29 protein-coding genes are annotated in these 26,940 nt (G+C 37.2%); 27 read left to right on the top strand and 2 right to left on the bottom strand.

Annotation, left to right across the window (positions count from 1 at the left end):
- The first annotated feature begins 1 nt into the window (after position 1).
- Positions 2-976 carry a YpdA family putative bacillithiol disulfide reductase gene (locus HF876_RS08290; RefSeq protein WP_169359593.1) on the top strand — a complete coding sequence of 325 codons (975 nt, stop codon included), beginning with the start codon at positions 2-4 and terminating at the stop codon, positions 974-976.
- Positions 977-1,178: 202 nt separating this feature from the next.
- Here the strand turns inward: HF876_RS08290 and HF876_RS08285 are convergent, their stop codons facing one another.
- Positions 1,179-2,150 (bottom strand): asparaginase, encoded by a 972-nt coding sequence (locus tag HF876_RS08285; protein WP_169359592.1) that lies wholly within the window; start codon positions 2,148-2,150, stop codon positions 1,179-1,181.
- A 79-nt stretch (positions 2,151-2,229) separates the two neighbouring features.
- Between HF876_RS08285 and prsW the strand changes: the two genes are divergently transcribed.
- From prsW to ndk, 19 genes are all read left to right on the top strand, one after another.
- Positions 2,230-2,925 (top strand): glutamic-type intramembrane protease PrsW, encoded by a 696-nt coding sequence (gene prsW / locus HF876_RS08280; RefSeq protein ID WP_169359591.1) that lies wholly within the window; start codon positions 2,230-2,232, stop codon positions 2,923-2,925.
- Positions 2,926-3,402: 477 nt separating this feature from the next.
- Positions 3,403-4,137: a spore cortex-lytic enzyme gene (gene sleB, locus HF876_RS08275; protein WP_240949706.1), complete on the top strand. Its 735-nt coding sequence runs from the start codon at positions 3,403-3,405 to the stop codon at positions 4,135-4,137.
- A gap of 9 nt (positions 4,138-4,146) precedes the next feature.
- Entirely contained in the window at positions 4,147-5,430 is a 1,284-nt protein-coding gene (locus tag HF876_RS08270; protein WP_169359589.1) for a PepSY1/2 domain-containing protein, read from the top strand.
- A gap of 71 nt (positions 5,431-5,501) precedes the next feature.
- The gene (locus tag HF876_RS08265) at positions 5,502-6,149 is read left to right on the top strand and encodes a flagellar brake protein (RefSeq protein ID WP_169359588.1); all 648 of its coding nucleotides are present in this window, start codon (positions 5,502-5,504) and stop codon (positions 6,147-6,149) included.
- A 74-nt stretch (positions 6,150-6,223) separates the two neighbouring features.
- Entirely contained in the window at positions 6,224-6,898 is a 675-nt protein-coding gene (gene cmk, locus HF876_RS08260; protein ID WP_205964054.1) for a (d)CMP kinase, read from the top strand.
- Positions 6,899-7,486, top strand: a complete 588-nt coding sequence (locus HF876_RS08255) for a lysophospholipid acyltransferase family protein (RefSeq protein WP_169359587.1) — start codon at positions 6,899-6,901, stop codon at positions 7,484-7,486. It begins immediately after the preceding gene.
- 276 nt (positions 7,487-7,762) lie between these two features.
- Positions 7,763-8,905 carry a 30S ribosomal protein S1 gene (gene rpsA / locus HF876_RS08250; RefSeq protein ID WP_169359586.1) on the top strand — a complete coding sequence of 381 codons (1,143 nt, stop codon included), beginning with the start codon at positions 7,763-7,765 and terminating at the stop codon, positions 8,903-8,905.
- Positions 8,906-9,025: 120 nt separating this feature from the next.
- Positions 9,026-10,336, top strand: coding sequence for a ribosome biogenesis GTPase Der (gene der, locus HF876_RS08245; RefSeq protein WP_169359585.1), 1,311 nt, complete (start codon positions 9,026-9,028; stop codon positions 10,334-10,336).
- Between the two features lie 20 nt (positions 10,337-10,356).
- Complete coding sequence (locus tag HF876_RS08240) at positions 10,357-11,376, top strand: NAD(P)H-dependent glycerol-3-phosphate dehydrogenase (protein WP_169359584.1); 1,020 nt, start codon at positions 10,357-10,359, stop codon at positions 11,374-11,376.
- Positions 11,377-11,476: 100 nt separating this feature from the next.
- Positions 11,477-11,665 (top strand): DUF2768 family protein, encoded by a 189-nt coding sequence (locus HF876_RS08235; RefSeq protein ID WP_169359605.1) that lies wholly within the window; start codon positions 11,477-11,479, stop codon positions 11,663-11,665.
- A 13-nt stretch (positions 11,666-11,678) separates the two neighbouring features.
- A complete protein-coding gene (locus HF876_RS08230; RefSeq protein ID WP_169359583.1) occupies positions 11,679-12,386 on the top strand; it encodes a hypothetical protein in 708 nt (235 codons plus the stop codon).
- Between the two features lie 80 nt (positions 12,387-12,466).
- Entirely contained in the window at positions 12,467-13,945 is a 1,479-nt protein-coding gene (gene spoIVA / locus HF876_RS08225; protein WP_169359582.1) for a stage IV sporulation protein A, read from the top strand.
- Positions 13,946-14,119: 174 nt separating this feature from the next.
- On the top strand, positions 14,120-14,392 hold the full coding sequence (locus HF876_RS08220) for an HU family DNA-binding protein (protein ID WP_169359581.1): 273 nt from the start codon (positions 14,120-14,122) through the stop codon (positions 14,390-14,392).
- Between the two features lie 173 nt (positions 14,393-14,565).
- A complete protein-coding gene (gene folE, locus HF876_RS08215; protein WP_169359580.1) occupies positions 14,566-15,135 on the top strand; it encodes a GTP cyclohydrolase I FolE in 570 nt (189 codons plus the stop codon).
- A gap of 67 nt (positions 15,136-15,202) precedes the next feature.
- The gene (mtrB, locus tag HF876_RS08210) at positions 15,203-15,424 is read left to right on the top strand and encodes a trp RNA-binding attenuation protein MtrB (protein WP_169359579.1); all 222 of its coding nucleotides are present in this window, start codon (positions 15,203-15,205) and stop codon (positions 15,422-15,424) included.
- Between the two features lie 88 nt (positions 15,425-15,512).
- On the top strand, positions 15,513-16,262 hold the full coding sequence (locus HF876_RS08205) for a heptaprenyl diphosphate synthase component 1 (RefSeq protein WP_169359578.1): 750 nt from the start codon (positions 15,513-15,515) through the stop codon (positions 16,260-16,262).
- 15 nt (positions 16,263-16,277) lie between these two features.
- Entirely contained in the window at positions 16,278-16,982 is a 705-nt protein-coding gene (locus HF876_RS08200; RefSeq protein ID WP_169359577.1) for a demethylmenaquinone methyltransferase, read from the top strand.
- A gap of 29 nt (positions 16,983-17,011) precedes the next feature.
- A complete protein-coding gene (gene hepT / locus HF876_RS08195; RefSeq protein WP_169359604.1) occupies positions 17,012-17,977 on the top strand; it encodes a heptaprenyl diphosphate synthase component II in 966 nt (321 codons plus the stop codon).
- A gap of 80 nt (positions 17,978-18,057) precedes the next feature.
- The gene (gene ndk, locus HF876_RS08190; protein ID WP_169359576.1) at positions 18,058-18,504 is read left to right on the top strand and encodes a nucleoside-diphosphate kinase; all 447 of its coding nucleotides are present in this window, start codon (positions 18,058-18,060) and stop codon (positions 18,502-18,504) included.
- A 588-nt stretch (positions 18,505-19,092) separates the two neighbouring features.
- Here the strand turns inward: ndk and HF876_RS08185 are convergent.
- Entirely contained in the window at positions 19,093-19,395 is a 303-nt protein-coding gene (locus HF876_RS08185; RefSeq protein WP_169359575.1) for a hypothetical protein, read from the bottom strand.
- Positions 19,396-19,802: 407 nt separating this feature from the next.
- On the opposite strand from HF876_RS08185, the gene HF876_RS08180 reads away from it, so the two are divergent.
- The 7 genes from HF876_RS08180 (at position 19,803) to aroA (ending at position 26,884) form a co-directional block, all read left to right on the top strand.
- Positions 19,803-20,573 carry a CheR family methyltransferase gene (locus tag HF876_RS08180; RefSeq protein WP_169359574.1) on the top strand — a complete coding sequence of 257 codons (771 nt, stop codon included), beginning with the start codon at positions 19,803-19,805 and terminating at the stop codon, positions 20,571-20,573.
- A gap of 147 nt (positions 20,574-20,720) precedes the next feature.
- The gene (aroC, locus tag HF876_RS08175) at positions 20,721-21,902 is read left to right on the top strand and encodes a chorismate synthase (protein WP_169359573.1); all 1,182 of its coding nucleotides are present in this window, start codon (positions 20,721-20,723) and stop codon (positions 21,900-21,902) included.
- Between the two features lie 3 nt (positions 21,903-21,905).
- Positions 21,906-22,994 carry a 3-dehydroquinate synthase gene (gene aroB, locus HF876_RS08170; RefSeq protein WP_169359572.1) on the top strand — a complete coding sequence of 363 codons (1,089 nt, stop codon included), beginning with the start codon at positions 21,906-21,908 and terminating at the stop codon, positions 22,992-22,994.
- Positions 22,995-23,363: a chorismate mutase gene (gene aroH / locus HF876_RS08165; protein WP_169359571.1), complete on the top strand. Its 369-nt coding sequence runs from the start codon at positions 22,995-22,997 to the stop codon at positions 23,361-23,363.
- A 19-nt stretch (positions 23,364-23,382) separates the two neighbouring features.
- Positions 23,383-24,483 (top strand): histidinol-phosphate transaminase, encoded by a 1,101-nt coding sequence (gene hisC / locus HF876_RS08160; protein WP_169359570.1) that lies wholly within the window; start codon positions 23,383-23,385, stop codon positions 24,481-24,483.
- A complete protein-coding gene (locus HF876_RS08155) occupies positions 24,484-25,581 on the top strand; it encodes a prephenate dehydrogenase (protein ID WP_169359569.1) in 1,098 nt (365 codons plus the stop codon). It abuts the gene before it with no gap.
- Between the two features lie 13 nt (positions 25,582-25,594).
- Positions 25,595-26,884 carry a 3-phosphoshikimate 1-carboxyvinyltransferase gene (gene aroA, locus HF876_RS08150; protein WP_169359568.1) on the top strand — a complete coding sequence of 430 codons (1,290 nt, stop codon included), beginning with the start codon at positions 25,595-25,597 and terminating at the stop codon, positions 26,882-26,884.
- Positions 26,885-26,940: the final 56 nt, after the last annotated feature.

Genomic DNA, 26,940 nt, shown 5'->3' with positions numbered 1-26,940 from the left:
CGTGGAACAAGTTTTAGATGTATTGGTAATTGGAGGGGGTCCTTGTGGACTATCAGCAGCAATTTCTACTCAAGAAATGGGATTAGAAACGCTCGTTATTGAGAAAGGAAATGTGGTGAATGCTATCTTCAACTATCCTACTCATCAAACTTTTTTTAGTACGAGTGAAAAGCTCTCCATTGGAGATGTACCTTTTATCGTAGAAGAAAGAAAACCAAAAAGAAATCAGGCTTTGGTTTATTATCGTGAGGTAGTGAAACGTAAAGATATTCAGGTTAACAAATATGAGCAAGTGGAACGTGTTGAAAAGTCTACCGATCATTTTCACGTGACTACCTCTAAGGGCTCTTACAAAGCTAATAGCGTCATAGTAGCTACAGGTTATTACGACCATCCTAATTACATGGGAATACCAGGAGAGGATCTTCCGAAGGTATTTCACTATTTTAAAGAAGGACATCCATACTTTTCCCAAAATGTTTTAGTAATTGGAGGTAAAAACTCAGCAATCGATGCTGCGCTTGAGCTAAATAAAGCAGGAGCAAATGTTACAGTGGTATATCGTCAAGGACAATACTCCTCAAGCATTAAGCCATGGGTTTTACCGGAGTTCGAGGGATGTGTAAGAAATAACGAAATCCAAATGCACTTTAACACGGAGGTCTTATCGATTGAAGAAAACAAAGTGACATTAAAAGGATTAGAGGGCGAGTTCGACATTGAAAATGATTTTGTTTTTGCTATGACGGGCTATCATCCTGACCATTCTTTTTTAGAAAAAATGGGAGTAGCCATTGATAACGAAAGTGGAAGACCATCTCATAATCCAGAAACCATGGAAACAAATGTGGAGGGTATTTTTATTGCAGGAGTAATAGCAGCAGGAAATAATGCAAACGAAATTTTTATAGAAAACGGTCGCTTCCATGGCGAGCTGATAGCTAAAGAAATTAAAAGAAAAGAAGAAAGTATTTAGACTTTTCTTCTTTTCAAATGAAAGTGAATTCATTTTTATGCTATAGCTGCGAATGGAAAGGACTATTTCTTAAATACCTCAAGAGAAAAATCTCTCGAGGTATTTGTTTTTTTGAGAGCTTTTGTTAGGTCTGTACACGGAGTTACATAGCTCAGAGCGTTTATTAAGCTGGTATATATTGAATCATTAAAGACTTTTTATCTTACCTAGTAAATATACTAAGGAGGGTTTGTTTTGGATCTGGATGATTTAAGGCAATTAGTAAAGCTAGTCTAGCTTTTTGGCCGTTTAATCCTTGAGCAAAAATGACTCCTAAATCCTTTAAACCTTTCCCGCCACCCATATAACCGTAAACGTCTTGGGCAATTCCGTTAAAGCACCTCGATACAAGAACGATAGGGATGTCCTTAGCCAATAAATCTTGAATTGCTGGTACTAGGCTAGGTGGTACATTGCCTTGGCCCAGCCCCTCTAAAACTATCCCGTCATATCCAATATTTACGGCGGCTTCTAAGAGATCCGCTTCCATCCCTGCATAGACTTTAAATAAAGCAACCTTCTTGTTAATCTGCTGAATTGGAAAAACAGGCTGATGATTAGGGGTGTGATGAAAATATACAATAGACTTAGAGATAAATCCGATAGGACCATATTGCGGACTTTGAAATGTGCTGACGTTGCTGGCATGTGTTTTCGTAACATTTACCGCTGTATGTATTTCATCATTTAATACAACTAAAACTCCTTTTCCAACTGCATCATCAGATGAAGCGACTTGGATAGCTGACACTAAATTATATAAGCCATCTGATCCTATTTCATTAGCAGACCTCATAGCCCCAGTAAGCACGATAGGAATGGCTGGTCCAATCGATAAATCTAAAAAATATGCAGTTTCCTCTAAAGTATCTGTACCGTGAGTGATCACCACTCCATCAATTTCACCTTTATCGATATATTGATCAATTAATTCTTTTATACGGAACATCTCAAAGGGAGTTATATGTGGGGAAGGAAGATTGAATATTTCTAGCTCAATAATATGTGCTAGGCTATTTAATTTATCTGCTTCTACCAGTAATGGATTGCTATCTGAAGGTACTACTGCACCTGTTTCTGCATTTACCTGCATTGAAATAGTTCCGCCGGTATGGATAAGTAAGATATTTTTCATTGATATAACCTCCAGAAATTTAACAAAATGAGAAGAAATTAATGTATAATATAAATAGTAAAATGGAAGGAGTAAGATCATGTTCGTACTACTTTCCTGTGCGATTGCACCGGCTCTTGCGCTTTTAAGTTATTTCTATCTTCGTAGAGAAATTGCCGAAGAACCTTCAAGGCTTTTGTTACATACATTTATTTATGGTGCTATATTAACATTCCCAATTATGTTTATCCAGCACGTATTAAACGAGGAGCATTTGTTTACTTCTCTTTTTTTTCGGAATGTCCTCGTGACAAGTACATTAGAGGAATTTTTTAAATGGCTAATAATAATAGTGGCCTTATATAAGCATGTTGAGTTTGATGACCCGTATGATGGAATTCTCTATGGTGCGAGTGTTTCTTTAGGATTTGCAACCGTAGAAAATATCTTATATCTTTTGAACTATGGAATGGGAGAGGCTTTTTTAAGAGCTTTGTTACCTGTTTCGAGCCATGCATTATTTGGTGTAGTTATGGGATATTATATAGGTAGAGCTAAGTTTACCTCTATAAAAAAAATAAGGCTTGAACTTTTCTTTGCTTTAATTGCGCCGCTCTTTCTTCACATTATCTATAATAGCATACTGACTTTCACGGGGTTAGAGATATTGCTGATGGTTCCGTTTATGTTATTCTTATGGGTTTTTGGCTTGTCGAAAGTAAAGCAAACTCATATTTTATCTCGTAGAACGAGATTTGAAAAACACGAATATTTTATTAGGGAAGATCCTAACTAACTTTAAAAAGGTAAGAGTCATGACTAAATAGGTCATGACTTTTTTATATGGAATTTTACTTTGGCAATTTCAAAAGGAAGGGTTGATTTATAATGCAAAGAAATCTTTAAATCAGAGAGTAGAATTGATTACAGCCCCAGCTGGACTCTTTTTCGCGAGGTGAGCGATAAGCCCTCACCCCGCTGAAGTCGTCTGGTGCTCCAATCAATAAATGGGAACAGCTTTAGCATCTATAAATCGAAACAATTTACTCGCATAAACAAAATGTTCCTTTTTTTATGTTTACATTCACTATTAAATTGTCAGTAAAAATCAACCAATAACTTTAACAAAGCTTTCACTTTTTAATTTCTGTTTTCATGAAAGTTATCATGTATAAATCACTCCTGTTTAACCAAGCTAGTTAAAAAGGAGAGATGACTTATGAAACAGCTAAAATATGTTCTTATTGGCGTAATCTTTTTTACAGCTAGCTATATGTTCTTAACTCAAGAGCAAACTACTCAAGCGTTCTCCGAGCAAACTGTTCAGCGTGGAGCATTTGGAGACGATGTAATTGAATTACAAGCCAGATTACAATACATAGGCTATTACACCGGGGAAATTGACGGTAAATTTGGTTATGGCACGTATTGGGCTCTTCGAAACTTCCAAGAAGCATTTGGTTTGCCAGTGGATGGTCTTTTAGGACAAGGAACTAAGGACAAGCTAGTGAAGGCTACAAAGTTTGACAAAGAATATGTACATGATCAAATCAATAAGGGTAATCGTTTCTCAGTACATGGAAATACAAACCAGAACCAACAAGCGAATAATAAAAAACCTGAAAGTACAAATATGCAGCTACCACCGAAGTATAGTGAAAAAGATTTAAAGCTGATTGCTAACGCAGTTTATGGAGAATCACGAGGGGAGCCGTATGAAGGGCAAGTAGCCGTTGCAGCGGTAATCCTTAATCGAGTAGAACACCCGGACTTTCCAAATACTATTAGTGAAGTAATCTTCCAACCTTTAGCATTCACTGCAGTAGCTGATGGACAAATTTGGCTAGAGCCGAACGAGCGAGCTAAAGAAGCAGTACTAGACGCATTAAATGGATGGGATCCTTCAGAAAACGCAATTTACTATTTCAATCCTGAAACTGCTACTAGTAAGTGGATCTGGTCAAGACCACATATCAAAAAAATTGGACAGCATATTTTTTGCTCATAAGGAGACTATATGAAAAAATTTGGATGGGTAATCGCTATAGCTGCTCTTGCCGTATTTGTTGTTTATCATTTTTCAGTACAAGAACAAAATACCAACCTTAAAAATGCTTTAGCAAGTCAATATTCTAATGAATTAAATTCTGCCTCCGAAAAACTGACTGAATTAAGTGATTCCATTGATGAAACATTGATATTTAAAGATAAAGAGTCATTAGATCGTCCGCTGGAGGATGTATGGAGACTGTCTTCAGATATTCGAGCATCTATTTCAGGGCTACCTATAGATCAGGAAACTTCCTCAAGCTGGTTGAACTATTTAACGAGAATAGGTAATGGAGCTACTCAAGTTAGAACAGGAAAAGTACCAATCGAAGAGTGGCAAGGAAATATGGTAAGTGCACGTGAAAATTTAAGGAGCTTAGCCGACCAATGGGCATTCACAAATAGAAACGATGGAAACAAAGATTACATTGTTAGTTCCTTTGTACAAAATAAAGTTAATAAAGAAAACGAAAAGAATTGGAAATCCCTTGGAGCATCTGTAAAAGCGTATACGGAAAGCGATTTTCCAATGACAGCAAGTGAAACCGATCAACAGAAGAAAAAAGACTTACAACATATTTCGGATAAACCAGTAAGCGTAGAGGATGTAAAAGCAAAGTTTGCAAAGATTTTTCCAGAACTTGCGGATGCCAAAATTTATGTTACAGAAAGTGGAAAGGATGCTCCATATCCCTTCTACCATATTGAATTTCATAAAGACATTCGTATTGGTTACGCTGATTTTACAAAAAAGGGAGGCCATTTATTATCCTTTCTAATGGAAAGACCTTTTGATAAAAATACTATTGATACGGAAAGCATGAAGAAAAATGCTTTGGATTATATGAAAAAGTTAGGGTATACAGATACGGAGCTTATAGAATTCCGTGAAAACCACATTGGGTGGCATTTAGCGTTTGCTCGGAAGGACGCAGAAAATGATGCAATCGTTTATGCAGATGGATTACAATTAAAAATTGCAAAAGACAATGGAGAATTACTAGGCTTAAATGCAATGGAGTACATTCAAGAGGAAAAAATAGCTAAACAAAAAGTAATTCCTTTAGATTATAAAACCATATTCGCTGATAATTTAAAAATAGAAGAAGCAAAAATGGCTTACGTTGAGAATGATCAATTACAGCAGCGTCTAGCATATGAGTTACTAACTCGAAGCGAAGACATTGGAACATATAGAGTGTATATTGATACAGAATCACATGAGATTCTGCATTCAGAAAAATTACCTTAAAATAATATATAGAATTCTCCCTCTTTAAATGTCATAATAAAATTAATATGACATTTAAGAGGGTAAAAATTATGCAAATTAAACTAGGAACAAATTTAATACTTGAGCCAACTTTCACAGAGAAGGCTGAGAAATATCGTTGTAAAGTAGTAGATATGGATGATCATTTTATATATGTAGATTATCCTATAGATACTATTACCAACAAAACCGTTGTCATGATGGAAGGTACTCAGTTACGTGCCACGTTTATAGAAGAAACGAAATCTGTCTTTGCTTTTCCAACAGAAGTGTTAGGAAGAAAGTTAGGACAAATTCCAATGATAAGACTGTCTTATCCTGACACGGAAGACTTTATGAAAATACAGCGTCGTAATTTTGTAAGAGTTGTATCACCAATTGATATTGCTATTCAATTTGGAGATGAAAAATATCAATCGGTAACTGATGACATAAGTGCGGGTGGGGTAGCCATCATTCTAAATGAGGAAGTGAAATTTAGTGGTGGAGATGAGGTATCTTTAATTATTCCATTATCTTTTAATAATGGAGAAATGAGATATGTATTTACTACTGCTTTAGTCATACGCATCTGGGAGAGAGAATCGTTAAAAATTGCGTCTTTACAATTTACGAATACAGATGATTTGGACAGGCAACAAATCGTTCGTTTTTGCTTTGAAAGACAGTTGCTTATGCGAAAAAAAGGACTAAGTTAAAAGTCTGTATTTACAGGCTTTTTTTTTTCGTATTATTCTGTGATAAAATATAGGCAAATAGAGTGGAGGATAAAATGATGAAACAAATTCAAATAGCGATTGACGGTCCAGCAGCGGCGGGTAAAAGTACGATAGCGAAGCAGACGGCTGAATTATTAGGTTATACATATGTGGATACAGGAGCAATGTACCGAGCAATTACGTATAAAGCACTTCAACTTAACATAAATTTGCAAGATGGAAGCAAACTAACTGAGCTTCTAAAAGATACCTCTATTGAGCTTAAGCCATCTTCTAAAGGACAACTTGTGTTTTTAGATAACGTGGAAGTAACGGACCAAATACGTTCAAAAGAAGTCACTTCGAACGTATCAGTTGTAGCAGCACATGCTGATTTAAGAGAAGAAATGGTGAAAAGACAGATTGAGATGGGTAAATCTGGCGGAGTGGTAATGGATGGACGAGATATTGGAACACACGTCCTTACAAATGCTGAACTTAAAATATTTATGTCTGCAAGTGTTGAAGAAAGAGCAAACAGAAGATTTCTAGAAAACGAAAAAAGAGGAATTCATACAAGCTTAGAAGAATTAATTCATGATATAGCATTAAGAGATAAATTGGATAGCGAGAGAGAAGCATCTCCTCTCATCAAAGCAAAAGACGCTATTTTCATTGATACCACATCTCTTACGATTCATGAAGTTTCTAATAAGATTATGCAGTTGGCAAAAGAAAGGATGGTTTAATTGGAACTGTATTCCTTTGCGAAAACAATTGTTTTTGCAGCGTTAAAACCAATATATAGATTTGAAGTAATAGGGGCTGAAAATTTCCCAAAAGAGGGAGGGATTTTACTATGCTCAAACCATATAGAAAATTTAGATCCTCCTGTCGTTGGGATTAACGCACCACGACCTGTTAACTTCATGGCAAAGGAAGAGCTTTTTAGAATACCTGTATTAAAAAGTTTACTACCGGGCGTAAGAGCATTCCCAGTAAAAAGAGGAATGAGCGACCGTGATGCGCTTCGAAAAGCGTTAAAGCTTTTAAAAGAAGGAGAGGTTGTAGGTCTTTTTCCAGAAGGAACAAGAAGTAAGGATGGAAAGCTAGGAAAAGGTTTTAGTGGTGCTGGTTTTTTTGCCCTTAGAGGAAATGCAAACGTAGTGCCATGTGCAATTATTGGGCCATATAAACCTTTTAGACGTTTAAAAATAGTTTTTGGAGAAGTTATAGATATGGAGCCGTACAGAGAAAGAAGAGCTTCTGCAGATGAAGTTACAGAAGTTATTATGGAACACATCGGTAAAATACTAGACCAATATAAAACTAAATGATTTTAAATACTTTAATCTGTTCTTAACACATCTTTAATGGCTACAGTGTGGCGGACTCTCAATCATCCTACGGAGAGAGAAAATCAACTATTTTTATAAACTAGCATATATGTCACTAGCTTTTAATATTCTCTTGTTTTTATCCAGTTTTTTAGTTTGATAGCGAAGCAAAATGATTAAGTGGATGGAAATTTCTATTTCAAAAGTGCTTCTTTTTGTATTTCTGAGAAAGTTCGCATAAAATAGAGAAGAGACGTTGTGAAGGAGGAATATCATATGTCAGAAGAAATGAACTTAAACACGCAAGAGTTTAAAGAAGGAGATCTGGTTAAAGCGACGGTTGCACAAGTAGATGAGAAATCAATAATTGTATCAATTGAAGGTGCACCTTTCGATGGTATAGTTCCAATTAGCGAGCTTTCTAGCCTGCATATTGAAAAAGCATCCGACTCCGTTTCCATCGGCGATGAACTTGAACTCATGATTACTAAGGTAGAAGAATCTAACTACGTTCTTTCCAAACGAAAAGTCGATGCTGAAAAAGCATGGGAAACGTTAGAAAAACAGTTTCAATCTGGGGAAGTTATTGAAACAGAAGTTAAAGAGGTTGTTAAAGGCGGACTAGTTGTAGATTTGGGTGTCCGTGGATTCATACCTGCTTCTTTAATAGAAGATTATTTTGTAGAATCATTTGAAGATTATAAAGGGCGAGTTTTGACTTTTAAAATCGTTGAATTAGAAAAAGACAAAAACCGATTAATTCTTTCTCATAAAGCAGTAGTTGAGGATGAAAAATCAGTAAATAAAAACAAAACGTTAGATAACATTAAACCTGGGGACATTGTTCCAGGTACAGTCCAAAGACTAGCTTCTTTTGGTGCTTTTGTAGATATTGGAGGCGTGGATGGACTTGTTCATATTTCTCAAGTATCCCACGAGCACTTAGATAACATATCTGATGTGTTAAAAGAGGGACAAGAAGTTAAGGTAAAAGTATTGTCTATAGATCGAGATGCAGAAAGAATTTCTTTATCTATTAAAGATACGTTACCTGGACCATGGTCTGATCTGGAAGACAAGGCTACAAAAGGATCTGTTCTAACTGGGAAAGTTAGACGACTAGTATCTTACGGTGCCTTTGTTGAAGTTTTCCCTGGGGTTGAAGGCTTAGTTCACATATCTCAAATTGCTCATCAGCATATCGGGACTCCTCAGGAAGTACTGAAAGAAGGTCAAGAGGTAGAGGTAAAAGTTTTAGATGTAAACAGTAAAGAAAAACGTTTATCTCTAAGTATTAAAGAGCTAGTGAAGAACGAAGATGAGTTCAATTTAGCTGATTATCAAATGCCTGAAGAATCCAAAGGTTTTTCTATTAGCGATGTTCTAGGCGATCGTTTAAAAGACTTTACTAACAAATAATAATAGCTAATTTCGTCATAATCTTAACTTATTCAAGCAGGTGACTTCAATAAAGTCGCCTGCTTTTATTGTTTTGTTGTATAATACAGTTTAGACGAAGTTTGGAAGGATGTAATATTAATGACAAAACCAGTAGTAGCAATTGTTGGTAGACCTAATGTAGGTAAATCGACTATATTTAATCGAATTGTAGGAGAACGTGTATCCATTGTGGAAGATATCCCAGGTGTAACGCGTGATCGTATATATAGCTCAGCAGATTGGCTTACACATGAATTCAACATCATTGATACAGGTGGAATTGAATTGAGCGACGAGCCATTTCTAGAGCAAATCAAACAACAGGCTGAAATCGCTATGGATGAGGCAGATGTAATCATCTTCCTAACAAATGGTCGTGAGGGTGTGACAGCAGCAGATGAATACGTTGCTAAAATACTTTATAAAACAAAGAAGCCGGTTGTATTGGCGGTCAATAAAATTGATAATCCAGATATGCGCGAAATGATTTTCGACTTTTATGCCCTAGGATTAGGCGAACCATACCCTATTTCAGGTTCACATGGTCTAGGTCTAGGAGATTTGCTCGATGAAGTCGCTAAAAACTTCCCAGATATGGATGAACAGGAATACGGTGAAGAGGTTATTAAGTTTTCTCTTATCGGACGTCCAAATGTAGGGAAATCATCTTTAATCAATGCATTCTTAGGGCACGAGCGAGTCATCGTAAGTGAAATTGCGGGAACTACAAGAGATGCTATCGATACAGAGTACTCATTCGATGATCAAGATTATGTAATGATTGATACTGCTGGTATGCGTAAAAAGGGTAAAGTGTATGAGACAACTGAAAAGTATTCTGTACTTCGTGCATTAAAGGCAATTGAACGCTCAGACGTTGTTTTAGTTGTTCTAAATGCAGAAGAAGGCATTCAAGAGCAGGATAAGAAAATCGCTGGTTACGCTCATGAAGGCGGTAAAGCAGTTATTATTGTGATGAATAAATGGGATGCCATTGAAAAAAATGATAAGACGATGAGTGAAATGACTAAAAAGATTCGTGAGCATTTCCAATTTTTAGATTATGCACCAATCGTATTTGTATCAGCAAAAACAAAACAACGTGTAAATTCTTTATTCCCAGTTATCAATCAAGTAAGTGAAAACCATGCAATGCGCGTTACATCTTCCGTTCTAAACGAGGTAGTAGAAGATGCAGTAGCAAGAAACCCTGCTCCAACAGATAAAGGGAAAAGATTGCGTATTTACTATGCTACTCAAGTGGCCATTAAACCGCCTACTTTTGTTGTATTTGTTAATGAACCGGAATTAATGCACTTCTCTTATGAGAGATTTTTAGAAAATCGCATTCGTGAATCATTCGATTTTGAAGGCACGCCTATAAGAATTATTACTCGTGCTAGAACATAATTAGCAAAGGGGGCTTAAAGATGACAAATGTAACCGTTCTTGGAGCAGGTAGTTGGGGAACAGCTTTAGCGATGGTTCTTGCGCATAATTCTCATGATTGCCTTCTCTGGTCACACAGAGAAACTCAAACCGAGGAAATAAACCAGAATCATACCAATAAAAAATACTTGCCGGATACGATACTGCCTGAAAATCTTAAAGCTACAAGCGATTTAACTCAAGCAATAGAGCATGCATCTATTATTGTTTTAGCAGTACCTACAAAGGCAATTAGAGAAGTTTGTCAGGATATTGTAAAGCTGATGGAAAACAAAAAGCTTTTAGTGCATGTTTCGAAAGGAATCGAACCTGATTCCTTAAAGCGAATATCAGAGATGATTGCTGAGGAAGTTCCTGAATCTATGGTAGAGGGTATTGTAGTATTATCTGGCCCTAGCCACGCCGAGGAAGTAGTTTTACAGCATCCAACTACGATTACGGTGGCTAGTGATAATATGATGGCTGCAGAAAAAGTACAAGATCTATTTATGAATAATTACTTCCGTGTCTATACTAATGATGATGTCATTGGAGTAGAAATAGGGGCTGCCTTAAAAAATGTCATCGCATTGGCCGCTGGTATTGTAGATGGGCTTGGTTATGGTGATAATGCTAAAGCTGCACTTATAACTAGAGGTTTAGCTGAAATCTCAAGACTTGGTATAAGTCTAGGTGCCAAGCCGTACACTTTCTCTGGTCTGACAGGAATGGGTGATTTAATAGCAACGTGTACAAGTGTACATTCCCGTAACTGGAGAGCCGGTAACCTACTCGGTAAAGGCTCTAGCTTAGATGAGGTGCTAGAAGAAGTAGGTATGATAGTGGAAGGCGTTAGGACGACAAAAGCAGCGTTTCAGCTTGCACAGAAGCAATCTATTGATATGCCTATTACCGCTGCATTACATTCTGTTCTGTTTGAGCAGGTACATCCAAAACAAGCAGTTGATTCCCTAATGCATCGTACAAAGAAGAATGAACTGGAAGATTATAAGACGTTTTAAAAATTGTCATAAAAAAGAGTTGTATAAAAAAGCAACTCTTTTTTCATGTGATATACTATTTTCATGAAAGGTGGGGGAACAGTTGCTATTAGTCTCTTCAATGGACAAAATGTGGATATCCTTTGGTTCTATGGGATGCATGTTTATGGCCATGTTACTTATGTTTTTTGTAAAAACAAAAATCCAAAACAGATTCATAAAGTTTATATTTGGTCTGGTTGCATACATATTGCTTTTCATTGGTTTTATCACAATGGTTTATATCATTTTCAATCCAACAAAAGCCTAGTAAGGAGATTCGAATGAAAAAACTATTACTAACTGCTATTTCTATAACAACACTCGTCTTAGGTGGTTGTGGTTTTAAAGGCGGCTATGAGCCAGAAAACCTATTACCTTATGAAGATCAGCTTAATTCCGTACAGACTGCAGTTGAAAGCTTCCAAGAAGCCTCAGGTGGCTTGCTGCCTATCAAAACACGTGAGCAAGAAACAGATCAATATATAAAATATCCGATAGATTTTAAGAAAATTGTTCCGAACTATCTTGGGAAAGCTCCTGCTAACTCGTATGAAACAGGTGGGATTTATCAATATGTCTTAATGGACGTAGAGGAAAACCCAACTGTAAAGTTGGTAGACTTACGAATTGCAGATACTTTGCGAGATATTAACTATCGCAAAGGGATAAACGGCTATGGTCCTATCGCTGAGACGATTGTAGAAGGTGTTTATAAGCTAGATTTTAAAAAGATGGGTTATAAAGACGAAATTACCGTTCAAAGCCCTTATTCAGACACTCTGCTTCCTCTAGTAGCGACGGGCGATGGAAAAGTATATGTGGACTATTCTATTGAGCTTTATCGTTTGCTTCAAGAGACAGAGGTTGACGTCAAGCCAGGTGATGATATTCGTTTTTTAATAACGGATAACTTTGCGATCGTCCCTGCGTATTCATTGCCTTATACGGTTGATGAAAATAACGAACCTATTTTTATGATAAACAAATAACTTATAAGAAACGTTTCATGCTCTATGCATGAAACGTTTTTTTCGTGCATATATTAAATTGCGAAGAAAGGAGAATACCGATGTCTAGCAAACTGTATGAACAAATAGCAGAAAGAACAAATGGTGATGTGTACCTTGGTGTAGTAGGTCCAGTTAGGGTAGGTAAATCTACGTTTGTAAAAAGAGTAATGGAGCTAGTTGTATTACCGAATATTGTTGACGAATCAGAAAGATTAAGAGCACAAGACGAACTTCCACAAAGCTCTCCTGGAAACGTCATTATGACAGCAGAACCTAAATTTGTTCCTGCTCATGGTACGAATGTATACTTGGGTGACGAGCAGCTTCGATTACAAATTAGATTAGTAGATTGCGTAGGGTACATGATTGATGGCATTAAAACCCATTCTGGAGAAGAAGGGCAGAAGCTGGTCCATACTCCTTGGCATACGGAAGCAATTCCGTTTGAGGAAGCTGCAAGAATTGGAACTGATAAGGTTATTCGGGATCATTCTACTATTGGCATTGTGATTACAACGGATGGTTCTGTCAATAATATTCCTAGGGTAGCAGCAGAAAAAGCAGAAGATGAAATTATAGGTCAGTTAAAGGAAATTGGAAAGCCATTTGTTATTGTCGTTAACAGCAAAACGCCAGGTCATTTAGAAACTCTTCATTTGTGCGAAGAACTTCAAAAAACTCATGAAGTACCTGTAATTCCGGTTGCTGTGGATAGAATGACAGCAGAGGAAATTCAGTACATACTACAACAGGCGCTATATGAATTTCCGATAACGGACATTGAATTGATGAAGCCTGATTGGACAGATGTACTTGAGCCAGATCATTTTGTTAACAATCAAATTACTACTTCCTTACAAGAATGGCTGCAAATTGTCTCCAAAATGAGAGACGTGAAGGAGCTTGCAGAAAAATTTAAGGAAGTCCCATTTATCAAGTCTGCAGAGGTTATAGAGGCAGATCCTGGTAGAGGGTCTGCTTGTATTCAAATAGATTTAAAACCTGAAGTATTTCAAGAGGTTTGTGATGAATGGCTTGATGAGCCAATTACTTCTAAAAAAGACTGGTTATTGTTTGTTAAGGAAGCGTCTACAGCTAAAAAGACATATCATCGGTTTGCGGATGCGCTAGAAGCAGCAAATACGACAGGATATGGTGTGTCACTTCCATCCATTCAGGATTTCCAACCTACTGCACCAGAAATTATTAAACAAAATAATTTCTTTGGAGTCAGCTTAAAAGCTAAGGCTTCTTCGCTTCATATCATTCGAGTGGATATGGAAGCAGAATTTGCTCCGCTTTTAGGGTCAGAATTCCACAGTCAGCAGCTTTTAAAAGACTTAAAGCATGGATTCTTACATGATAGAGATGCACTTTGGTCAACGCAGGTTTTTGGAACGTCTCTGTTAGAGGTTATGAAGGAAAGTATACGGTATAAAACGGAAAGTGTAAGTCAGGTTGCTAAGAAAAGAATGCGCCAAACAATTGAAAGAATGGTAAATGAGGGAGACCGTGGAATGGTTACCTTTATTCTATAAAATACGGATTTGGACTTTTTGTGCCTATGCAAAAAGTCCTTTTCTTTGTTTTTTTTACGTTCTTTTTAAGGAAAGTTGCCTAAACACGGATAAATAGTGTTGCGAAGGCATTTCTGTTGTGATACTCTTTTTACAGGATTGATGCTTATCTTCCTTTGAGAGGAGGTGAATAGTATGAATAAAACAGAATTAGTGAACTCTGTTGCAGAGGCTGCAGAATTATCGAAAAAAGACGCAACTAAAGCAGTTGAGGCTGTATTTGAATCAATTCAAACTGCTCTTGCAGATGGTGAAAAAGTTCAATTGATCGGTTTTGGTAACTTTGAGGTTCGTGAACGTGCTGCACGTAAAGGACGTAATCCACAAACAGGTAAAGAAATCGATATCGCTGCTAGCAAGGTGCCTGCTTTCAAACCAGGTAAAGCACTTAAAGATGCTGTAAAATAATGGTGTCGTAGTACATAGAACGGTTACTGTGAAGCTTGCTTCATAGTAGCCGTTCTTTTCAATTTATTATATAATAAAAATTTGTTGCCTGAAGTGAAATTAATTTCCTATATTCATTTCATATGCTAAGATACATACGACATATTATGCAGTTTTTTCTGGGGGGTCAGCAGATGACGAAGGTCGATCTGAAAAAAATAGAAAATGCAGTAACAATGATTTTAGAAGCGGTAGGAGAAGATCCTAATCGAGAAGGGTTATTGGATACTCCAAAAAGAGTTTCTAAAATGTATGCTGAGATGTTTGAAGGACTACACCAAGATCCAAAAGAACATTTCAAGACAGTTTTTCATGAAGAGCATGAGGAATTAGTTTTAGTAAAAGATATACCTTTTTTCTCCATGTGCGAACATCACCTTGTTCCTTTTTACGGTAAGGCACATGTTGCATACATACCTAGAGATGGCGTTGTAACCGGCCTAAGTAAACTCGCTAGAGCCGTGGAAGTTACAGCAAGAAAGCCACAGCTTCAAGAAAGAATCACTTCCACGATTGCTAATGATATTATGGAAATGATTAACCCTCATGGAGTCTATGTCGTGATAGAGGCAGAGCATATGTGCATGACCATGCGCGGGATTAAAAAGCCTGGTGCCAAGACCGTTACTTCTGTAGCAAGAGGTATCTATGAAACAGACGATATAAAGCGCTCAGAGGTTTTATCATTTATCCAAATGAAATAACTCCTTTTGAGGTTCGATGAGAATATGGTATGATGAATTTAGATTATGAACAAAGGAGACTATTGTAATGTCTAGTTCAGATTTTATCGTTATAAAGGCAGAGGAAGACGGAGTACAAGTGATCGGTTTAACCCGAGGTACGGATACAAAATTCCATCATTCTGAAAAGCTTGATACAGGTGAAGTGATGATTGCTCAATTTACAGAGCATACATCTGCTATGAAGATAAGAGGCAAAGCTTCCATTCATACAGACAACGGTATTATTAAAAGTGAATCTAAGAAATAAATAATTTAAAAGGCCAATAATCGCGAGTTAAATTATATATGTCGTGACAGACTAATGCTAACTGCGATTGGGAAATGGAGTAAAGTGTATGAATGAATCTTTGATAAAACATCATTTAGAAAAATACAAAAGAGATATTCTCATGCAAATACAACATAATACTCTGTTAAAATATGCAGGAATGCCTGTTATCGACGAAGAACGTTTGTTCTTTACGCTTTTACCCATGCTAAATGGAGAACAGTGGGATGACTCAAATAATCAAGCGACCATTGCTGTCTCATTGATTTTTGCAGCTCTTGCAGCTCACGATTTAGTCAAGGAGCAAAATGCGACCACCAAAGAGCAACAATTACAAGTATTGGCGGGAGATTATTACAGTGGAAAATATTATCAGCTGCTGGCGAAGGGAAAGCAGCTAGAGCTGATTCAAATTTTTTCTGCTGGAGTCTCATCTATCACAGAGCACAAAACAAAATTTTATGACCACCTAGCTTATCCTTTCGAAGACCTTATTCAGTCTATACAGCTGATAGAAAGTAAGCCAATCGAGCAATTCATGGAATACTTTTCGTATCATGAATATATCTTTATCATGAAGGAAGCATTACTCCTTATAGCCTTAAGAAGAGAGTTACATGCCTTTGAAAACAGGGAAGAAACATTCTATATCCGAAATTCCTTCCTGTTGCAGACAAAGATCGATTTGCTTCGTGAGGAAATAGAAACGGTAGAAAATAATTTGGTGCGGGAAGTGCGATACTCCACTATATTAAAAGAAAACGTAAAGCATGCTATTTTAGAGCGAGTAACCGAACAAGCTATAAAGAGCAGTTGAGAGAAGGTTTAACAGATGGGAAAAACAAAAGAACAACATGTCCACGAGGTTTTTGAGAAGATTTCCACGAACTATGATTCTATGAATTCTGTCATAAGCTTTCAGCAACATAAAAGCTGGCGGGGCGACACGATGAAAGCTATGCAGGTCAAAGAAGGAAGCAGTGCATTAGACGTTTGTTGTGGCACGGCTGACTGGACGATCGCTTTAGCAAAGGCTGCTGGTCCTACTGGTACAGTTAAAGGATTAGACTTCAGTCAAAATATGTTAAATGTAGGAAAAGAAAAAGTGAAAGATATACCACAAATTGAATTGATTCATGGTAATGCAATGGAGCTGCCTTTTGAGGATAATACATTCGACTATGTAACAATTGGATTTGGCTTGCGAAATGTTCCCGACTATAAACAAGTGCTACAGGAGATGAACCGAGTAGCTAAACCGGGTGGCATGATTGTTTGTTTAGAAACCTCTCAGCCAGATTCCAAGCTCTTTAATGCAGGATTCCGCTTTTACTTTAGATACATTATGCCAGTTTTCGGAAAGCTTTTTGCTAAGAGTTATAAAGAATATTCTTGGTTACAAGAGTCCGCAAAAGAATTTCCAAATAGAGCTGAGCTAACTCAGTTATTTGAAACAGTAGGAATGGTTAACGTGAGTAGTAAACCATACAGTGGTGGTGCAGCTGCCCGACATATTGGCTATAAGAAAGATTTTTAAGTAGGGGAAGGTTTGTTTCTGTGGATAAGATGAGATTAAAAATGCTTTATTCCGATCTAAAATCGGATTTAGAAGTCATTGAAAATGAATTAGCAGCAGCTGTGAATTCTTCCTCCCACTTATTGAATGAGGCCTCGCTTCATTTGTTGCTCGCAGGGGGAAAAAGAATCCGCCCTGTATTTGTACTGCTTTCCGCTAAATTTGGCGACTATTCTATAGAGTCTATTAAGCAGGTTGCTGTTTCTGTCGAGTTGATACACATGGCTTCCTTGGTCCATGATGACGTGATTGACGATGCTGAAACTAGAAGAGGCCGAGAAACTGTTAAGTCTCAATGGAACAATCGAGTAGCTATGTATACAGGTGACTTTCTTTTCGCTAAGGCTATTGAATACATAACAGCAGTAAAAAATACATATGCTCATGAGGTTCTCTCTAATACGATGGTCGAGCTTTGTATTGGGGAGATAATACAAATTGAGGACAAGGGATTTGTTGATCAGACGATCCGGGACTATTTAAGAAGAATTAAAAGAAAGACAGCAATCCTCATCTCAGCCAGCTGTGAACTGGGTGCAATTTCTTCAGGTGCCGATGAAAAGACTATTAAGCATCTTAAGAGATTTGGTTACTATGTAGGAATGTCTTTCCAGATTATCGATGATATCCTCGATTTCACTTCCACTGAGGAGGAGTTAGGTAAACCAGCTGGAGGAGACTTACTTCAAGGTAATATTACTTTACCAGTGATATACTCAAAAAATGATCCAGCTATCTATCCGTTATTGAAAAGGGTTTTCGATGGTGATATCGAAGAGAAAGATATGGAATTGCTGCTTAAAGAGATTCGACAATCGGAAGGTATTAAACGAGCAAAACAAGTAAGTAATATGTATTTGCAAAAGGCTTTACATGAGGTGAAACAGCTTCCGTCAAATTCTGCAAAGAAATCCTTGCAAAATGTCGCATTATTTATGAGTAAACGTAACTTTTAATTGAAATTAACTGGCTGTAATGATAGTATTTTTAACGGTGGAGAAATAAAATCCATTTTATATTTGAAGGAGTGTTCATAATGGAAAAAACATTTTTAATGGTAAAACCTGACGGCGTACAACGTAACCTAATCGGTGAAATCGTTAGTCGTTTCGAGAAAAAAGGATTCCAATTAGTTGGAGCAAAATTAATGCAAATTCCTACTGAATTAGCAGAACAACATTATGGTGAGCACAAAGAGCGTCCGTTCTTCGGAGAACTTGTAGAATTCATCACTTCTGGACCAGTTTTTGCAATGGTTTGGGAAGGGGAAAATGTTATCTCTACAGCTCGTTTAATGATGGGTGCTACTAACCCTAAAGAGTCTGCTCCAGGAACAATTCGTGGAGATTTCGCAGTAACTGTTGGTAAAAACATTATCCACGGTTCGGATTCATCTGAAAGCGCTGAACGTGAAATTGGCTTATTCTTCAAACAAGAAGAATTAGTTTCTTACGCTAAAGATGCTAACAACTGGATTAACTAATTAAAAAAACAAAGCTATTCTCTGTTAAGGAGATGGCTTAGACTGTAGATAAACTTAATTTAAGTTTATCTACAGTCTTTTTTTTAGGCTAAATTAACTCATTGGAGAATGATAGGGGTAGATTTAACAATTTACATAAAAGGAGCTAGAAAATGTATCTTCTAGCTCCTCGTATTTTAATGTAGTTATACTAAATATCTTTTAGCCAAAACCAATATCGCCCAGTATTTATTTTGTTATTTACGATCAACATTATAATAGGAATACTACCTAATATTGTATATAAAATGATAAATGTTGAAGTTTGGAGAAAATCACTCATATCAACTATTGCCATACAAATCATTAAGGTTCCGGTAAAGAAATATGGAAAAATTAAGCCTTTCTGATAGGATTGAAACTTTGCCACGCTTAAAAGATCTTTAGTTTTTTCAGGTAAAAAGTAGTCCTTCTTTATTAGATGGCTAAATCCCATAATTAGCATTGAAATTCCACAGAATATACTAAAAATTATTAAAATCCCCTCTCTTTTAAATAACGGACAGCTTTAATTCAAATAATTAAATACTTCATTAAAGTAAAGACCTCTTATTTGTTAAGGAAGCTTAGTACAGGAGGGAAGAGTAACAGAATAATGGCAGTTAAAATCAGTATGATATAAATCAATTTCGGTAGTTTTTCTCCATCTTTTCCTTTATTCCTGCTATTAAATAGTAACTTACCTCTAGTAAACACCAGAAGTAGAATAAGAATAGAGACATAGGGTGTCCAACCATACTTTTCAATATCAATGTTCATCTCTTCATAGATACCACCCCAAAAAATTACCCATGTCAAACTAATTAAAAGGAATATTACAAAAATTAGGGTTGACTTTAAAAGGCTTTTCATTGAATTCTCCTAACTAATATCTATTTTTTCATTTTTATCCTTTATTTCAAAAAGCTGATTCATTATTTTAAGTTTAGCATTTCACAACAAAAAACACTCCAAGAAAATTCACCCTCTGATTAAAGAACTCGATTTACCAGAGAGGTTTTTATGTTTTATAGCGTATGGATAGACATTTTTTAATATTTGTTCTCTGATAAAGCGTTTACTTCCTGCAGCAGGTTGTCTGTGCCTATAGTCCTCATGCGGTTATTCCTTAGATGACTCACGCTTTGCTTTGGATTATTTGTAATACATATATAAAGTATATGCGTAAATGTTCACATTTCTCTGTTTTTTTAATGTATTCGAAATGACTATATTGCGATATACTTTATAGATAGGCTGGTGGAAGGGAACGATATTATTTGCAAGATTACATAAAGTTTGTAGAGTCTATTAAAAAGAAAACTGGCATCGATTTAGCTCTGTATAAAGAAGCTCAAATGAAACGACGCCTGACATCTTTATATGAAAAGAAGGGATATAAAAATTTTGTTTCTTTCTTTGAGGCGATTGACACGGACCGAGATCTTCTAAATGAATTCCTCGACCGAATGACAATCAATGTGTCTGAGTTTTATCGAAATAGCAAGAGGTGGGAAGTATTACAACAAAAAATTTTTCCAAAGCTACTAGCTGATAACAAGAGGCTTAAAATATGGAGTGCAGCATGTTCTACAGGTGAAGAACCATATACTACAGCAATGGTATTGTCTAATCATCTACCGATTAGCCAAATTTCTATTCTAGCAACGGATATTGACGAAAATGCTATTCAAAGAGCGAAGGTAGGGATCTATCCGGAACGATCGTTAGCAGAGGTTCCCTTAGATATGAAAAATAAATATTTTGAGAAGCAAGCGCCTTTTTATAAAATTGACGACACCATTAAAAGAGCTGTTTCTTTTAAAAAGCATAATCTTTTATTGGATACATACGAGAGAAATCTCGATTTGATCATTTGCCGTAACGTAATGATTTATTTTACAGAAGAAGCTAAGGATCAGATTTATCAAAACTTTAGCAAGTCGCTACGTCCTGGCGGAATCCTTTTTGTTGGAAGCACAGAACAAATTTTTAATCCTACCAAGTACGATTTTGTAACAGAGGATACGTTTTTCTACCGGAAAATGTAGAACGAATTTGATTGGTAAGTGATTTTAATTTGTCGATTTTTAATGAGGAACTGTCCGCTAAAAAACGGACAGTTTTTCTTCTATACTCTAAGTAAATATGATATAGTTGAAAACAAATACTTTAGCGAGTTGAAGGGGGAAAGCGTTATGCGTTATTTAACAGCAGGTGAATCACATGGTCCACAGCTTACTGCAATCATTGAAGGGTTACCAGCACAATTAGATATCACAAGTGAAAAGATAAATAAAGAACTAAAAAGACGTCAAGGTGGACATGGTCGAGGAAGACGCATGCAAATAGAAAAAGACACAGTAGCAATTACAGCGGGAGTGCGACATGGTAAATCATTAGGATCTCCAGTTTGTCTAGTAGTAAATAATGATGATTGGAAACATTGGACTCATATTATGGGAATAGAGCCACTAGATGAGGACATGAATCCAGATGAAATAAAAAGAAAGATAACACGACCTCGTCCAGGACATGCTGATCTCGTTGGAGGTATGAAATATGGACATCGTGACCTACGAAACGTATTGGAGCGATCCTCTGCGAGGGAAACTACGGTCCGAGTGGCTGTGGGAGCTGTTGCAAAGCAACTATTAAACGAACTAGGCATTTCTATCGTTGCTCATGTAACGAAAATAGGTGGCATTGAAGCTAACCTAAATTTAGCTGAAGGTATGACAATAGATGATATACGTGAAAAAGTGGAGAACGACCCTGTATACTGTTTAGATTCTGAAGCTTCATTGAAAATGGTAGAAGCTATTGACCAAGCTAAAAAAGCTGGTGACACGATAGGCGGAGTGGTAGAGGTCATCATTACGGGAATGCCTGCCGGTGTGGGAAGCTACGTTCACTATGACCGTAAGCTAGACGGAAAGCTTGCAATGGCAATGCTTAGCATCAATGCATTTAAGGGTGTTGAGGTTGGCTTAGGGTTTGAAATGGCTAACTTATTTGGCAGCCAAGTGCATGACCAAATTTCTTGGAATGAAGAAGATGGTTACATTCGAGATACGAATAGGCTCGGTGGTATCGAAGGTGGTATGTCTACTGGTATGCCGATTGTAATTAGAGGGGTTATGAAGCCTATCCCCACCTTATATAAACCTTTACAAAGTGTAGATATTGATACCAAAGAACCTTTTAAAGCTAGTATTGAACGTTCCGATAGCTGTGCAGTACCCGCAGCATCTGTTGTGGCAGAAAATGTTATTGCATGGGAGATAGCTTCTGCAATATTAGATACGTTTAAAGCAGATCAAATGGAAGTACTGAAATCAGATATTCAGAAACATAGAGCGTATACAAAGGGGTTTTAAGCCATGATTATCCCAGTAAAAACGAATGCATCTAATTATGAGGTTCATTTAGGTGAGAACATTTTGGAGGATTTCTCTAAAAGAAACAAAAAGAAGCTAGAAAATTATGATCAGTTAATCATGATTAGTGATGAAAATGTATGGAATCTGCATGAAAGTTATGTAAGAAAAAACTTTACTGCGCCATTTAACCTGTTCCTTGTTCCATCTGGTGAGTCATGTAAAACATTTGAATCCTATTTTAATGTACAATCCTTTCTATTACAGAACGGTGCATCCCGAAATTCAGCTATATTTGCCTTAGGGGGAGGGGCTGTAGGCGATTTGATCGGATTTGTTGCGGCTACGTTTATGAGGGGAATAGACTTTTATCAAATACCAACTACTATTTTAGCTCATGATAGCTCGGTTGGTGGTAAAACCGCTATTAATCACCCTCTAGGAAAGAACATGATAGGGGCTTTCTATCAGCCACAGGAAGTTATTTATGATGTTCATTTTTTGAAATCTCTACCTCTTTCAGAAGTTAAATCGGGAATGGCTGAAGTGATTAAGCATTCCCTCATTAGCGACAGTGAGTGGGTTGAAGAATTTTTCCAAATCACTTCATTAAGCAATTTGGAAAAAGACCAATTATTACAGTGGATAAATAAAGGCATCCGTGTGAAAGCAAAAATTGTGGAAATGGATGAAAAAGAAAGCAACTTTCGCAAATATTTAAATTTTGGACATACATATGGTCACGCAGTTGAAGCTGCAATTGGGTATGGAAAGATCTCTCATGGAGAAGCTGTCATGATTGGCATGATTCCTGCTCTATTGCTTAGTGAGAAGTATGGGCAACTCCCTAAAGGCTTTGCTAAAAGGTTTTATTCATTAGCTAATAGGTTGGAATATAATTTTGAGCAGATTTTAGATTGTCCGTTTGAGCAATTGGCAGCCTACATGCAAAAAGATAAAAAAACTATAAATAAGCAATTGCATTTTGCATTGCTTGAAACTATAGGCAAGCCATTTATACAGGTAGTACCGGTAGATGCAGTAAGACTGTGTGATGAAGAATTACGACAATGGATTAGGGAGGGGAAATAAGTGATAAGAGGCATTAGAGGAGCAACAACAGTCAATGCAGATTCTAATGAAGAGGTTCTTCAGGAAACGTCCCGTCTTGCTTTAGAAATGGCGAAGGCAAACGATATTGAACCAGAGTCGATTGCTTCTGTCATTATAAGTACTACATCGGATATTACATCTGCATTTCCAGCAAGAGCAGTTCGAGAAATAAGTGGGTGGGCATACGTCCCTGTTATGTGTACGCACGAAATGAATGTTCCAGGTGCGCTTGAGAAATGTATACGGCTAATGATACACGTTAACACCGTTAAATCACAAAAGGAAATACAGCACATATATTTAAACAAGGCAGTTCAATTGAGACCAGATTTATTAAAAAGATCATAATAGAATTGGGGTAAATAGGATGAAATTTAAAAAACAAATTGCTGGATTGCAAGCATACCAACCTGGAAAAACAATGGATGAAGTGAAGAAGGCATTTAATCTAGAAACAGTTACAAAGCTAGCCTCTAATGAAAATCCATATGGTGCTTCACCAAAAGTAAAGGAATTTCTCACAAATGCTTCTATAGATTTTGCTTTATACCCAGATGGATATGCTTCTAGACTTCGTACAGCAGTTGCTAATCATTTGAATGTTTCGGAGAAGCAGTTGTTATTTGGTAATGGCTCAGATGAGAATATTTTAATTGTTTCTAGAGCTATGCTTGAGCCTGGCTTAAATACTATTATGGCAGATTTAACTTTTGGTCAATACAAACACAATGCTATAGTTGAAGGCGCTGAAACTAGAACTGTTCCATTGACTGTGGATGGAGAACATGATTTAGAGCAGATGCTAGCAGCTATCGATGAAAATACAGCTATTGTATGGATTTGTAATCCGAATAATCCTACAGGGACATTAACTCCAAGTGATAAAATTAAGGCATTTGTGGAGCAAGCCCCAAGAGACGTGTTAATCGTCTTAGATGAGGCATACACCGAATATATTACGGACCCCAACTATGAAGATTCTATTTCGTTAATAGAAAATCATCCGAATGTCTTAGTAATGCGTACTTTCTCTAAAGCGTATGGGCTAGCTAGCTTCCGCGTTGGTTATGCTGTTGGATCCGAGGAAGTAATTAGCCAGTTAGAGCCGACAAGAGAGCCATTCAACAATACAGTTATATCACAGGAAGCAGCCATTCTTGGATTGAGCGATCAGCAATTTATTGCAGAATGTAAGAAGAAAAACAACGATGGAAAGTCTCAGTTTGAAGCATATTGTAATGAGCGTAATCTTCATTTTTATCCATCTCAAACAAACTTCATCATGATGGAAGTCAAAGCAGACAGCGACGAAGTTTTTCAAGGGCTCATGCAACGTGGATATATTGTTCGCAGTGGTAATGCTTTAGGTAAACCAGGATACCTGCGTATTACAATTGGGACGAAGGAACAAAACGAGGGGCTACTTCAAAAACTTGATGAAGTGTTGACTGAGTTAGGAGTAGTTTAAATGAATAAGAACATCCTGATAATAGGGCTTGGTCTTATTGGGGGCTCTCTTGCACTTGGGTTAAAGAGGAGAGACGATTTAACAATTGTAGGCTATGATTCTAATGCCAAATCTCTTGAAACCGCGAAAAAGCTAGGGGTTATAGATGAGATTGCTTCTAATATGGAGGAAGCTGCGAAGCATGCGGATATCATTATATTCGCTACTCCAGTAAGCATCACGATAGAGCTTATGAAACTCCTTCCAGACTGGGAACTAAAAAACAATGTGATTATAACCGACACAGGCAGCACCAAAAATGAAATAATGAATGCTGCTCTAAACTTGAAGCACCATGGAATCACTTTTATCGGAGGACACCCGATGGCTGGCTCCCACAAGAGTGGAGTAGGAGCGGCACGGGCCTACTTGTTTGAGAACGCTTATTATTTGTTAACTCCCTTTGTTGATGAACCAATAGAGAACGTTAATAGATTAAAAGAGTTATTACTAGTAACGAAGGCGAAGATAATCGAGATAAGTGCACATGAGCACGATCATATGACTGCTACTGTAAGTCACTTTCCTCATTTAATTGCAGCCTCTTTAGTTCATCAATTATCGGCAGAGAATAAGAGCTATCCTTTTACGAGACAGCTCGCAGCTGGAGGATTTCGCGATATCACAAGAATTGCCTCTTCCAATCCCGTCATGTGGCGAGATATAACGATGCAAAATCGTGAAGAAATCAGTAAGCAGCTTCAGCAATGGACCGAGGAAATGCTTCGTTTAAAGCATCTAATAGATGGGGCCGATGAAACAGAAATTGAAGCTTATTTTGCTCAGGCTAAACAAGTCCGAGACGAACTCCCAGTAGCGCAAGGTGCTTTATATACAGTGTATGACCTGTATGTGGATATCCCTGACTATGCGGGGGTTATCGCCGAAGTTATTGGTTATTTAGCGAAAGAACATATAAGCATTACAAACTTGCGCATTGTCGAAACTAGAGAAGATGTGTTTGGTATTTTGGTTATTAGTTTTCAAACAATGGAGGACCGAGCACAGGCAGTTCGATGTATTGCTGCACATACATCATTTGAGACTTATATTGCGTAGGGAGGAATCAACTATGACAGTTAAACTTTTAAACTTTGGTAAGCCTTCATTACAAGGAAGCATTAAAATACCAGGAGATAAATCAGTCTCCCACCGTTCGATTATGTTTGGGGCTATCGCGGAAGGAACAACAACGGTAGAGGGGTTTCTACAAAGTGACGATTGCCTAAGTACGATTGATTGTTTCGGCAAGCTTGGTGTAGATATTAAGGTAGACGGTGAGCATGTGCAAATCGATAGCAAAGGGATTTCTACTTGGAAGGAACCTGATGAAATTTTATATACAGGGAATTCAGGTACAACGACTCGTCTAATGCTTGGGATTCTAGCAGGCTCTAGTATTTCTTCTGTGTTAATAGGCGACGAGTCTATTCAAAAACGACCAATGAAGCGAGTCACAGAGCCGCTCAAGCAAATGGGAGCCAAGCTAATAGGTCGAGCGAATGGACAATACACCCCTATTGCCGTAGAGGGGACAACCCTAAAAGCGATTCATTATAAAATGCCTGTAGCCAGTGCTCAAGTGAAATCTGCTATATTGCTAGCTGCTCTAAATTCACAAGGTGAGACTGTTGTAGAAGAGCTAGAAACCACTCGAGATCATACAGAAAAGATGCTCAAGCATTTCGGAGCAGAAATTTCAGTAAAAGACAATGTAATTAGCCTTCAGGGTGGACAAAAGCTAACAGGAGCACACGTTGTAGTCCCTGGTGATATTTCTTCTGCAGCATTTTTCTTAGTTGCTGGGGCTATTGCTTTAGATAGTAAGCTTGTGCTAACTAATGTTGGGTTGAACGAAACCCGTACAGGAATTATAGATGTGCTAAAAGCAATGGGTGCCACATTAACTATTGAGACACAAAATAATGCAAGTCACGAGCCGATTGGTACGCTAACGATAGAAACTTCTAATTTAGTAGGAACTGAAATTGGCGGAGATCTCATTCCAAGGTTAATAGATGAGATACCAGTAATAGCACTTCTTGCCACACAAGCTAAAGGTAAAACAATTATTAAAAACGCGGAGGAGTTAAAGGTAAAAGAAACTAATCGTATTGATGCCGTGGTCAATGAACTGAGAAAGCTTGGAGCGAATATTAATCCAACAGAAGATGGAATGGTCATTGAGGGGCCAACTCCATTGCATGGTGGCGAACTTTCTACATACGGAGATCATCGTATTGGAATGATGGCAGCTATTGCTGCGTTAGTAACTGATGGTATAGTTTCAATAGATAACCAAGAATGTATAGCCGTTTCCTATCCAAATTTCTTTGAACACTTAGAAAATGTCATAAAATAAATAAATTTCCCATACTCTCCTGATCAAGGAGAGTCTTTTTCTTGTTCAACCTTCAA

It is taken from the genome of Psychrobacillus sp. BL-248-WT-3, from assembly GCF_012843435.1.
GTDB lineage: Bacteria > Bacillota > Bacilli > Bacillales_A > Planococcaceae > Psychrobacillus.
The sequence above is the reverse complement of the archived record's forward strand: the minus strand, read 5'-3'. Positions and strand labels throughout refer to the sequence as shown.

Excerpts from the sequence above, each read along its gene's own strand:
- HF876_RS08285 (WP_169359592.1), bottom strand. The coding sequence starts at position 2,150 with ATGAAAAATATCTTACTTATCCATACCGGCGGAACTATTTCAATGCAG.
- prsW (WP_169359591.1), top strand. The coding sequence starts at position 2,230 with ATGTTCGTACTACTTTCCTGTGCGATTGCACCGGCTCTTGCGCTTTTA.
- sleB (WP_240949706.1), top strand. The coding sequence starts at position 3,403 with ATGTTCTTAACTCAAGAGCAAACTACTCAAGCGTTCTCCGAGCAAACT.
- HF876_RS08270 (WP_169359589.1), top strand. The coding sequence starts at position 4,147 with ATGAAAAAATTTGGATGGGTAATCGCTATAGCTGCTCTTGCCGTATTT.
- HF876_RS08265 (WP_169359588.1), top strand. The coding sequence starts at position 5,502 with ATGCAAATTAAACTAGGAACAAATTTAATACTTGAGCCAACTTTCACA.
- cmk (WP_205964054.1), top strand. The coding sequence starts at position 6,224 with ATGATGAAACAAATTCAAATAGCGATTGACGGTCCAGCAGCGGCGGGT.
- rpsA (WP_169359586.1), top strand. The coding sequence starts at position 7,763 with ATGTCAGAAGAAATGAACTTAAACACGCAAGAGTTTAAAGAAGGAGAT.
- der (WP_169359585.1), top strand. The coding sequence starts at position 9,026 with ATGACAAAACCAGTAGTAGCAATTGTTGGTAGACCTAATGTAGGTAAA.
- HF876_RS08240 (WP_169359584.1), top strand. The coding sequence starts at position 10,357 with ATGACAAATGTAACCGTTCTTGGAGCAGGTAGTTGGGGAACAGCTTTA.
- HF876_RS08235 (WP_169359605.1), top strand. The coding sequence starts at position 11,477 with ATGGACAAAATGTGGATATCCTTTGGTTCTATGGGATGCATGTTTATG.
- HF876_RS08230 (WP_169359583.1), top strand. The coding sequence starts at position 11,679 with ATGAAAAAACTATTACTAACTGCTATTTCTATAACAACACTCGTCTTA.
- spoIVA (WP_169359582.1), top strand. The coding sequence starts at position 12,467 with ATGTCTAGCAAACTGTATGAACAAATAGCAGAAAGAACAAATGGTGAT.
- HF876_RS08220 (WP_169359581.1), top strand. The coding sequence starts at position 14,120 with ATGAATAAAACAGAATTAGTGAACTCTGTTGCAGAGGCTGCAGAATTA.
- folE (WP_169359580.1), top strand. The coding sequence starts at position 14,566 with ATGACGAAGGTCGATCTGAAAAAAATAGAAAATGCAGTAACAATGATT.
- mtrB (WP_169359579.1), top strand. The coding sequence starts at position 15,203 with ATGTCTAGTTCAGATTTTATCGTTATAAAGGCAGAGGAAGACGGAGTA.
- HF876_RS08205 (WP_169359578.1), top strand. The coding sequence starts at position 15,513 with ATGAATGAATCTTTGATAAAACATCATTTAGAAAAATACAAAAGAGAT.
- HF876_RS08200 (WP_169359577.1), top strand. The coding sequence starts at position 16,278 with ATGGGAAAAACAAAAGAACAACATGTCCACGAGGTTTTTGAGAAGATT.
- hepT (WP_169359604.1), top strand. The coding sequence starts at position 17,012 with ATGAGATTAAAAATGCTTTATTCCGATCTAAAATCGGATTTAGAAGTC.
- ndk (WP_169359576.1), top strand. The coding sequence starts at position 18,058 with ATGGAAAAAACATTTTTAATGGTAAAACCTGACGGCGTACAACGTAAC.
- HF876_RS08185 (WP_169359575.1), bottom strand. The coding sequence starts at position 19,395 with ATGAAAAGCCTTTTAAAGTCAACCCTAATTTTTGTAATATTCCTTTTA.
- aroC (WP_169359573.1), top strand. The coding sequence starts at position 20,721 with ATGCGTTATTTAACAGCAGGTGAATCACATGGTCCACAGCTTACTGCA.
- aroB (WP_169359572.1), top strand. The coding sequence starts at position 21,906 with ATGATTATCCCAGTAAAAACGAATGCATCTAATTATGAGGTTCATTTA.
- hisC (WP_169359570.1), top strand. The coding sequence starts at position 23,383 with ATGAAATTTAAAAAACAAATTGCTGGATTGCAAGCATACCAACCTGGA.
- HF876_RS08155 (WP_169359569.1), top strand. The coding sequence starts at position 24,484 with ATGAATAAGAACATCCTGATAATAGGGCTTGGTCTTATTGGGGGCTCT.
- aroA (WP_169359568.1), top strand. The coding sequence starts at position 25,595 with ATGACAGTTAAACTTTTAAACTTTGGTAAGCCTTCATTACAAGGAAGC.